This window comes from Salinarimonas rosea DSM 21201 (genome assembly GCF_000429045.1).
Taxonomy (GTDB): domain Bacteria; phylum Pseudomonadota; class Alphaproteobacteria; order Rhizobiales; family Beijerinckiaceae; genus Salinarimonas; species Salinarimonas rosea.
Genome location: NZ_AUBC01000014.1, coordinates 166,849 through 175,875, shown reverse-complemented (window position 1 = coordinate 175,875; position 9,027 = coordinate 166,849). Strand labels below are relative to the sequence as shown.

Sequence of the window (9,027 nt, the reverse complement as noted above, 5' to 3'; positions counted from 1 at the left end):
CATGTGTTAAGCCTGCCGCCAGCGTTCGCTCTGAGCCAGGATCAAACTCTCACGTTGAAGAGATGTGATCCAAAGGCTTCACTACTCAGCGAAATAGACGAGGGTCACATGTTCGACCCGCTCCTCGCGGAACGAGCCGATGTGACCTTCAGAAAAAGTCGCGAGCAGTACGCCTCTCATCTCACGATCCGACCCCGGACCCGCTCTCGCAAGGCCACGGAACCGGATCCGCAAGGACGAAAAGGCCGCCCACGCTTCTCCTTCTTCCTTCTCGACAATGTCAAAGAGCGATCCGGAACACGACGGGTGCACCGACCGGGATCGGCGTTCCACCCTACATCCTGTCCGGAGAACCCGGCGGGGCGACCCCGCCGCGGTGAGGAGCGCTATCTAGCGATCCCCCAACCCCCTGTCAACCGCGTTCGCGACGAAATTCTCGCCGTCCCGCCGAAGACCCGAAAAGCGCCACCCGGCATCCCCCGATCCCCCGCGCAATCCCCGAAAGGAATGCCCGCAAGCCGGAAAAACGCGCGACGCTTCAAAGAGCTGCCCGATCCGCCGAAACCTCCGTGAGAAGGCCTCGCCGCGTCGGGAGCCGGGGTATACGAGGCTCCGCCGGCCGGGTCAACAGCGCGCGCGAACTTTTTTCGCGTCGCAGCGGAACCGGAGGCGCAACGGCGCGAAACGCTGCAGCCGCTCGCGCGTTCCCTCCTCGACTGGTCTCACGACGGAGGAAGCCATGCCGCGCTGGTGCGTGACGTTCTACAAGACGATCTCGGACGACACCGGGCACGAGCACCGCGCGGTCCAGAAGGAGCTGACGGTGCTCGCCGAGGACCGCGACGCGGCGATCGAGGAGGCGGAGCGTCTCTACGTGCTGGCCGAGCGCTGCGACTGGCGCCTGCGCGCCGACGCCGTCGTCGCCGAGGAGGCCTGAGACGGGGCGCCGCAACCCCGCCGAGCGGTCTCACGCGAAGGTGAGGCCGCGCGCACCCTTCGTGATCGCCCGCCTCGTTCACCCGCCCTCCCGGAGGGGCTAGCCTCCCGCCCATCGCATCCGACCCGGCGGGAGTGGCCGATGCTCACCGATCGATACGGCCTGCGCCACGCCTGCGACGATCCCGCCGCGGTGGCGGCCTTCGCCGATGCCACCTTCGCCGTGGCCGCACATCGGCCCGGCGCAGCGCCGGCGCTGGCCGCGGCGCTCGCGGCGGATGCGGATCTCGTCGCGGGCCGGGCGCTCGAGGGCTTCGCATGCCTCGTCCTCGCCCGCGCCGAGCTCGACGCACCCGCCCGCCGGGCGCTCGCCCAGGCGCGGGCGGCTCTGGAACGCGCCCGCGGCGGCACGCCCGAGGAGGTCGCGCTCGTCGAGGCGCTCGCCATGGCGCTCGACGGCCGCTTCCGCGCCGCCGCCGCGCGGCTCGAGGCGTGCGGCGCCGCGCGTGACGGCCTGCTGCTGCCACTCAAGCTCGCGCAGTCCCTGCGCTTCATGGCGGGCGACCTGCCCGGGATGCTCGCGGGCGCGTCGGCGGCGCTCGCGCGCTGGGACGAGGCGGCGCCGGGCTTCGGCTTCGCGCTCGGCTGCCGCGCCTTCGCGCTGGAGGAAGCGGGACGGCTCCACGAGGCGGAGTCCGCCGGCCGGCGCGCCGTCGCGGCCGAGCCGGCGGACGCGTGGGGATTGCACGCCGTCGCGCACGTGATGGAGACTGACGGGCGCGTCGGCGAGGGCGTCGCCTGGATCGAGGCCGCACGGCCGGCCTGGAGCGGCTGCAACAACTTCGCCTTCCACGTCGCCTGGCACCTCGCGCTGTTCCATCTCGAGCGCGGCGCGCACGATGCGGTGCTCGCCCTCTACGACAGCGAGGTGCGCCCCTGCCCCAGCGACGACTTCCGCGACGTCGCCAACGCCGCCTCGCTGCTGTGGCGCCTCGCGCAGGAGGGCGTGCCCGTCGGCGATCGCTGGGAGGAGCTGCGTCGCGTCGCGCAGGCGCGCCGGTGCGACGCGACCCTCGTCTTCGCCGCGCTCCACACGCTGCTCGCGCTCCTCGGCGCCGGCGACGGGGCCGGCGCGCGGGCCTGCCTCGCCGCGCTCGAGGTGCGGGCCGAAGGCGCCGGCGAGCAGGCGGAGGTGCTGCGCCATGTCGGGCTCGACCTCGCCCGCGCGCTCGCGTCCGACGCCCCGCTGCCGCCGGCGCGGCTCGCGCGGATCGCCCGGCGGCTGCCCGCGATCGGCGGGAGCCACGCCCAGCGCGACGTCTTCCTGCGCACGCTCGCCCTGCGCGCCGCCCGGACGCCGGGCCACGACGGCCTCGACGCGGTGCTCGCCACCCGCCATCGTCTGCGGCGTCCCGACCGCTTCGCGGCGCAGGTCTCGGCCGTCCGGACCGGGGCGGCGGGGACCGGTGCGCCGCATCCGCGGGCCGAGCCGGCGCTCACGACGTGACATCGACGAACCAGGAGATCCCCATGAGACGCGTCGCCGACACCGTGGCGCTCACGCTGCACGCGCACGGCGTGCGCCACGCCTTCGGCATGCCCGGGGGCGAGGTGGTCACCCTCGTCGACGCGCTCGGCGCGGCGGGCGTGCGCTTCCTGCTCGTGCGCGGCGAGAGCGCGGGCGCCATCGCGGCGGCGGGCGTGGGCGTGCTGACGGGGACGCCCGGCGTGCTCGTGACCACGCTCGGGCCGGGCCTCGCCAACGCCGTGAACGGCATCGCCGACGCCGCGCAGGAGCGCGCGCCGCTCGTCGTCCTCACCGGCGTCGTCGACCGCGAGATCCGCGGGCGCTACACGCATCAGATCCTCGACCAGGCGGCGCTGCTGCGCCCGCTCGTGAAGGGGAGCTTCGAGATCGAGCCGGGGAGCGCGCAGGCGACCGTGCGCCGGGCGATCGCCCTCGCGACCACGGCGCCGATGGGCCCTGTCCATCTCGACCTCGCGCCGGGCATCGCCGCGCGCGCGGACCCGGCGCCGGAGGCGGCGATCGCGCCGGCGCCGACGCGCGCCCTCCCCGCCCCCGCGCGCGACGACCCGGCGCTGGCCGCCCTGCGCGAGCGCGTCGCGACGGCCGAGCGGCCGCTGATCGTGGCCGGCTTCGAGGCGGCGCGCGCCGGGGCGGCCGGCGCGCTCGTCGCCTTCGCCGAGGCCGCGGGCGCGCCGGTCGTGACGACCTACAAGGCCAAGGGCCTGATCGACGAGGCGCACCCGCTCGCGCTGGGCGCCGCCGGTCTCTCGCCCAGGGCCGACGCGGTGCTGCTGCCGCTGGCGCGCGCGGCGGATCTCGTCCTGTGCGTGGGCTACGACCCGATCGAGATGCGCCCGGGCTGGCTCGACCCGTTCGCGGAGGACGCGCACGTCGTCGAGATCGGCGAGGCGCCGGTGGATCACGGCATGCACCGGGTGGACGCGCACCTCCCGGGTCCGGTGGCGCCGGTCCTGGACGCTTTGGCGGACGGTCTCGCGCCGCGCCGCGGGGGCCGGGCGGAGGCGATCGCGTCGGCGCGGGCGGCGCTCGCCGGCGCCTTCGCCGGGCCGCAGGACGGCTTCGGCCCGCACGCGGTGTTCCGGACGCTGGCCGCGGCGCTGCCCGCGGACGCGACGGTCGGCGTCGATTCCGGCGCGCACCGCATCCTGCTCTCGCAGATGTGGAATGCGCCGCGCCCCTTCGCGCTGATCCAGTCCGCCGGCTGGTGCACGATGGGCCCGGCGATCCCGCTCGCCATGGCCGCCCGCCTCGCCCGCCCGCAGGCCCCGGCGGTCGCCGTCATCGGCGACGGCGGGCTCGAAATGGCGATGGGCGAGCTCGGCACCCTGCGCGACGAGGGGCTGCCGGTGACGGTGCTCGTCCTGCAGGACCGCTCGCTGGCGCTGATCGCGCTGAAGCAGGCCCAGGCCGGGCTCGCGCGGGCCGGCGTCGGGCTCGGAGCCACCGACTATGCCGCGGTGGCGCGGGCGTTCGGCGGGCGGGGGTGGAACGTGGGCTCGGAGGGCGCGCTGCGGGCGGCGCTGGGGGAGGCCCTGGCGGGTGAGACGTTCGGGGTAATCGCGGTGCAGGTGGGGGAGGAGGGGTATCGGGGGGCGTTCTGAGGGGGCTGTGGCGCCCACCGTCTGTCCTGCCAGCGTGAGAGACGGTGCAATCCCGAGGACGGCGAACGCATCGGTGTCGGCTGCCCCTGGCAACCGAGCCCTGCCGAAGGCGTGGGTGTCGAGCCGAGGCGAAACAATAGACCCTACTGTTGCGTGCTCGGAACACATCTTGATTACCCGAGCGGGTTTGACTACGCTTTCCGCACGACCGTGTCGACCCGTCGGACGACGCCGTCCCGCTCGTCCTCCGATCGTTCGAGGCCGAGGCTCGGAAGCCTACCGGGAGACGTCGGATGGCCGGGTTCGCATGGGTGCGGCGTCTCGCCTGGTCGTTTCCGACGGAGCCGCTGCGCGATCGAAACGTGCGCCGTCTCTGGGCAGGAACCAGCCTCGGCGCTCTCGGAGCGGAGGCATTCAACATCGCCCTGATCTGGTCGGTGGTCGAACGCGCGGGAATAGACGGCGGGTTCTACCTCGCGGCCGTGATCCTCCTCACCGCTCTCTCCGGAATTGCCGGCGGCGCGCTTCTCGATCGGGCGCCGCCTTTCCGGACGCTGGCCCTGCTGGACGCCGCGCGCGCCGTTGCGGGCGCGGCGTCCGTCTACCTCGTCTTCGTGGACGCGCCGCTCTGGACGATCATGGCGGGTGCCGCGCTCGTCGTGATGACGCGCCCCCATATCGACGCGGCGGCCTTCGGAGGCATCGCGCGGCTCGACATCGGGGAACAGGCGCGCGCCGGGGCGAACGCCCTCGTCGACAGCACCTTCCGGATGGCGCGCATCGCCGGCCCGATCGCAGCCTCCGCAGTGGCGCTCGCGGGCGGCAGCGTCACCGTTTTCGCATTCGCCGCAGCGTGTTTCGTCCTCGCATCCGTTCTGGTCGCCTCGATGGGGCAAGTCGGAGGGCAGACCGGCGATGCGAGACGCGCGAGCTTCCTGAGCGACTCGACCAGGGGCTTCGTCGTGGCGGCCCGATCTCCCCTCCTCGCCTTCACCTTCCTGTCGCAGGCCGTGAACGCCGGGGCCTGGTACCTCGGGTTCATCTTCACCACCGCCTTGATCTTCGAGGCGAGCTCCGGCGGCTCCGAGGCGAGTGGGCTGGGCGGGTTCGGCACCGCCGTCCTGTTCTATGGGCTGGGAAACGTCGCCGCCAATATCCTCACGTCCGGCATGCCGCTGCGAGACCCGGCCAAGTACATCACCGCGGGCCGGCTCGTCGCCGGCTTCGGCTATCTTCTGCTGTCCCTCGACTTCGGGGCCGCCTGGCTTTTCCTGTGCGCCGCGCTCGCTGCGTCGGGCACGCCACCCGCGGACCTCGCGTTCCTGAAGCTCATCCAGTCGCGGTACCAGTGGGGGGACGTCGCGAAGCTCTGTCGCGTGAAGATCATCGTGGAGTATCTCGGCATGCGCGTGGCGATGATCAGCGCGCCGGTTCTGCTGAGCATCCTGGCTCCACCACTGGTGGTCGGGCTCTGCGGGCTCGCTCTGCTCGCCGTCGGGACATACGGGGCGATCTACACCTGGGGAATGCGTCGCTGGCCCGAAACAGAGACTGTGACTCGCGAAGGAGCGCTTTAGCGTTCTCCCTCTACCCTCCCGCCCCCACCGTCACCGGGAACGTCACCTCCACCAGCGTCCCCTCGCCCTTGCGCGAGGAGATCGTCATCGCGCCGCGGTTGGCCTCGACCAGCGCCTTGGTGACGGGAAGCCCGAGCCCGGTGCCGCCGGAGCGGCGGGAGGTGGCCAGCTGGCGGAAGGGCTCGAGCGCCGCCTCGACCTCGGCCTCGGACATGCCGATGCCGGTGTCGCGCACGCGGAAGGCGACCTCGCCGCGGTCGGTCAGCGCCGTCGAGACGATGACCTGGCCTCCGGGATCCGTGAAGCGAACGGCGTTGGAGAGGAGGTTGAGCACGATCTGGCGCAGCGAGCGCTCGTCGACGACGACATGGGGGAGCTTGGCGAGGAGGCTCGTGCGCATGACGATGCGCTCGCGCGCGGCCTCGGGCTGCATCAGAGCGACGCAGGCGCCGACGAGCTCGTTGAGGCCCACCGCGCGGAACGAGAGGTCCATGCGCCCCGCCTCGATCTTGGCGAGGTCGAGCAGGTCGTTGATCAGGCTCAGCACGTGCTGGCCCGAGGCGTGGATGTCGGCGAGATAGTCCTTGTAGCGCTCGTTGCCGATGGCGCCGAAGCGCTCCTCGCGCATCACCTCGGCAAAACCGATGATCGCGTTCAAGGGCGTGCGCACCTCGTGCGAGATGCGGGCGAGGAAGTCGGACTTCTGCGCGCTCGCCGCCTCGGCGGCGCGCTTGGCCTCCAGCAGCTCGGTTTCCGCCTGCTTGAAGGCGGTCATGTCGCGCAGCACCGCGCAGAAGCGCGCCGGCTCCCCCCGTTCGTCCTCCCCCGTGCCGCCGTCGCTCACGCGCCCCAGCGTCATGAAGAGCGGGATGGCGCCGCCCTGGCGCACGCGCCCGAGCACCTCGCGCCCGCCGTCGAGGAGGCTCGCGACGCCGGCGCGCCCCAGGCTCGCGAGGTAGTCGAGCGCGGCGGCGTGGCTCTCGGTCTCGAACAGCGTCGTGAAGGGCTCGCCGGCGATCTCGTTCGCCTCGTACCCGAACAGCGCCTGGGCCGCGCGGTTGAGCGCGTGGATGCGCCCCTCGCCGTCGACGACGACGACGCCGTCCGTCGCCGTGTCGAGGATGGCGTCGCGCTCGGCGAGCTCGGCCTCGCGGCGCGCCGCCTCGATCTCCAGCGCGCGCACGCGATGGGCCGGGTCGCCGTCGGGCAGGCGGCGCACCACGAGGAGGCTCGCCGGACCGTCCTCGAGCTCGAGCGTGCCGAGCCGCACCTCGGCGGCGAAGCTGGCGCCGTCCCTCCCGGCGAGCGCCACCGGCGCGGGGTCGAGCGCCTCGACGCGCGCCAGCGCACCGGGCCGGCCCTTCACCAGGCCGGCGACGCCGCCGGCGGCGCGGAACGCGTCGAGATCGGCATGGCCGAGGAGATCGAGCAGATGCCGGTTGGCGTAGAGCGTCTCCTCCCCGCGATGCACGACGACGCCGAGGGGGATGCGCTCCAGCGCCGCGGAGGCCAGCGGTTCGCCGGCCGGCCGCGCCGGGCGCGGGGGGAAGGCCGCGACGGCGGAGGCCGCGGCGGCGGCGGCCGGCCGGCTCTCGGGCTCCTCGTCGCCGGCGTAGCGTGCGCCCAGCGCACGGGCGATCTCGCGGAAGGCGGAGTGCTCGCTGGGGGACAGGCGCAGGCCGGCGGCGGACGGCGCCGGCGGCCTCTGCGCCTCCTGCGGGACGTCGACGCCACCGGGCGCGCGGGGATCGACGTCGTTCGCCGGCGCGCTGGGAGCGAGGTCCTCCCGCGGCTCGGCGGCGGCGAGCGGTGCGACGGCGTCCGGCTGCACCTCGCCGAGCCGCCCCTGCGCGGGCGCGGAGAGAGAGGCGAGCGCAACTGGCGCGGCGAGCTCGGCCGTGGGCTCGTAGCGCTCGCCCGCGGCGACGGCGAAGTGCGCCTGCGGCGCGAGCGCCTCGGCGGCTGCGAGGCGCGCGGCCGGCTCGGGTTCGGCCGGGTGTCCGGGTTCGGCGACGTGCTTCGGCTCGGCGACCTGCTCGGGCTCGGCGACCTGCTCGGGCTCGGGGCTCGCGGACTCCTCGGGTTCCTGCGCCTCCGGCTCCTCGAACTCCAGCCCCTGCGCCTCCGGCCCCTGCGCCTCGCCCTCGAACCTCTCCGGCGCGTCGGCATCGACGGTGGGCGGGGCCGCCTCGGCGACCTCGCAGCCGGCGACGTCCGGCTCCGCGCCATCGAGATCCGTCGCCGGCTCCTCGACGCCCTGCGCCTGCGGTGCGGGCTCGGGACGGGCCGGGAAGAGGACGATCGCGTCGGTGCGGATCAGGCCGAAGCCGCGCATCTCGCGCCCGCCTCCGCCGCGCTCGTTCGCCGGCAGGCCGGCGAGGTCGATCTCGACGGCGGCCGGCGTCCCCGAGACGCGCCAGAGCACCGTGCGGCCGCTGAAGGTCTCGCCGCGGGCGACGAGCGCGGCGACGATCTCGCGCGGGTCGCGGGCGACGTCGTCGAGAATCTCGGCGAAGTCGCGCCCGACGATCGCGGCGCTCTCGACGCCGACCGTGTCGGCCAGCGCCGGCGACACCTCGCGCACCCGCCCCTGTGCGTCCGCACGCCAGACGAAGCGCACGACGCCGCGCCCGGCGAGCCGCGCGCGCGCCTCGGCGAGCGGATCGGGCTCGGGCTCGGGCGCGGGCTCGGGTTCCGGATCTCGCGCGGCGTCCTCCGGTGCGGCGAGGTCGGGCAGCGTGTCTTCGGGTGCGGCGCGCACGGGATCGGCGCCCGGCTCCGCCTCCGCCGAGACGGCAGGCGCGGCCTCCGCCGGCCGCGACTCGACGGCATCGGGCCCGCGCGCGACGGGCGGCGGAACCGGGAGCTTGTCGAGGAACGCCGTCAGCAGCACGGTCTCGCCGGTCTCCAGCACCAGGCGACGGCAGGCGAGCGTGGTCGGTGCGGCGAGGCGCCCGGACCGGAAGCGCAGGCGCTCGAGCCGCTCCGCGCCCTCGGGCGCGAGGCCGCCGGCCAGCGCGGCGAGGCGATCACGCGCGGCGAGATCGGGACGCACGCGCCCCTGCGCATCGACGACGAGCGCCTCGGCGAGCGCGCGCGCCTCCTCGGACGCGTGCAGGATGCGTCCCGCGTCGGCGCTCCAGACGAGAACCGGGCGCACGGCGAACGGGCTCGCGGCCCCCGCCCGCGCGACGAAGGCCACGAGCGCCTCGCGCGCCGCCTCGTCCACCCTCGCCTCTCCGCCCTCGCCCATCGCTCGGCACCCTGTCCACCGCCCCGACCCTTTCGCGAACGCGGTCGCGGGCGCATACTTAACCATCGTTTAACGCAGGTCGGCCCGCAACGCATCCCCGCCCCCGGCGGT

5 protein-coding genes are annotated in these 9,027 nt (G+C 74.4%); 4 read left to right on the top strand and 1 reads right to left on the bottom strand.

The window, feature by feature from the left end; genetic code table 11:
* The first annotated feature begins 739 nt into the window (after nt 1–739).
* The 4 genes from G407_RS0112615 (at nt 740) to G407_RS0112600 (ending at nt 5,663) form a co-directional block, all read left to right on the top strand.
* Nucleotides 740–937: a hypothetical protein gene (locus G407_RS0112615; protein ID WP_029031085.1), complete on the top strand. Its 198-nt coding sequence runs from the start codon at nt 740–742 to the stop codon at nt 935–937.
* Between the two features lie 141 nt (nt 938–1,078).
* The gene (locus tag G407_RS27480) at nt 1,079–2,443 is read left to right on the top strand and encodes a tetratricopeptide repeat protein (RefSeq protein WP_052341309.1); all 1,365 of its coding nucleotides are present in this window, start codon (nt 1,079–1,081) and stop codon (nt 2,441–2,443) included.
* A gap of 23 nt (nt 2,444–2,466) precedes the next feature.
* Complete coding sequence (locus G407_RS0112605) at nt 2,467–4,086, top strand: thiamine pyrophosphate-binding protein (protein ID WP_029031084.1); 1,620 nt, start codon at nt 2,467–2,469, stop codon at nt 4,084–4,086.
* A gap of 293 nt (nt 4,087–4,379) precedes the next feature.
* On the top strand, nt 4,380–5,663 hold the full coding sequence (locus G407_RS0112600; RefSeq protein WP_029031083.1) for an MFS transporter: 1,284 nt from the start codon (nt 4,380–4,382) through the stop codon (nt 5,661–5,663).
* Between the two features lie 10 nt (nt 5,664–5,673).
* On the opposite strand, the gene G407_RS27475 is transcribed toward G407_RS0112600, so the two are convergent.
* The gene (locus G407_RS27475) at nt 5,674–8,892 is read right to left on the bottom strand and encodes an ATP-binding protein (RefSeq protein ID WP_169728783.1); all 3,219 of its coding nucleotides are present in this window, start codon (nt 8,890–8,892) and stop codon (nt 5,674–5,676) included.
* Between the last annotated feature and the right edge of the window lie 135 nt (nt 8,893–9,027).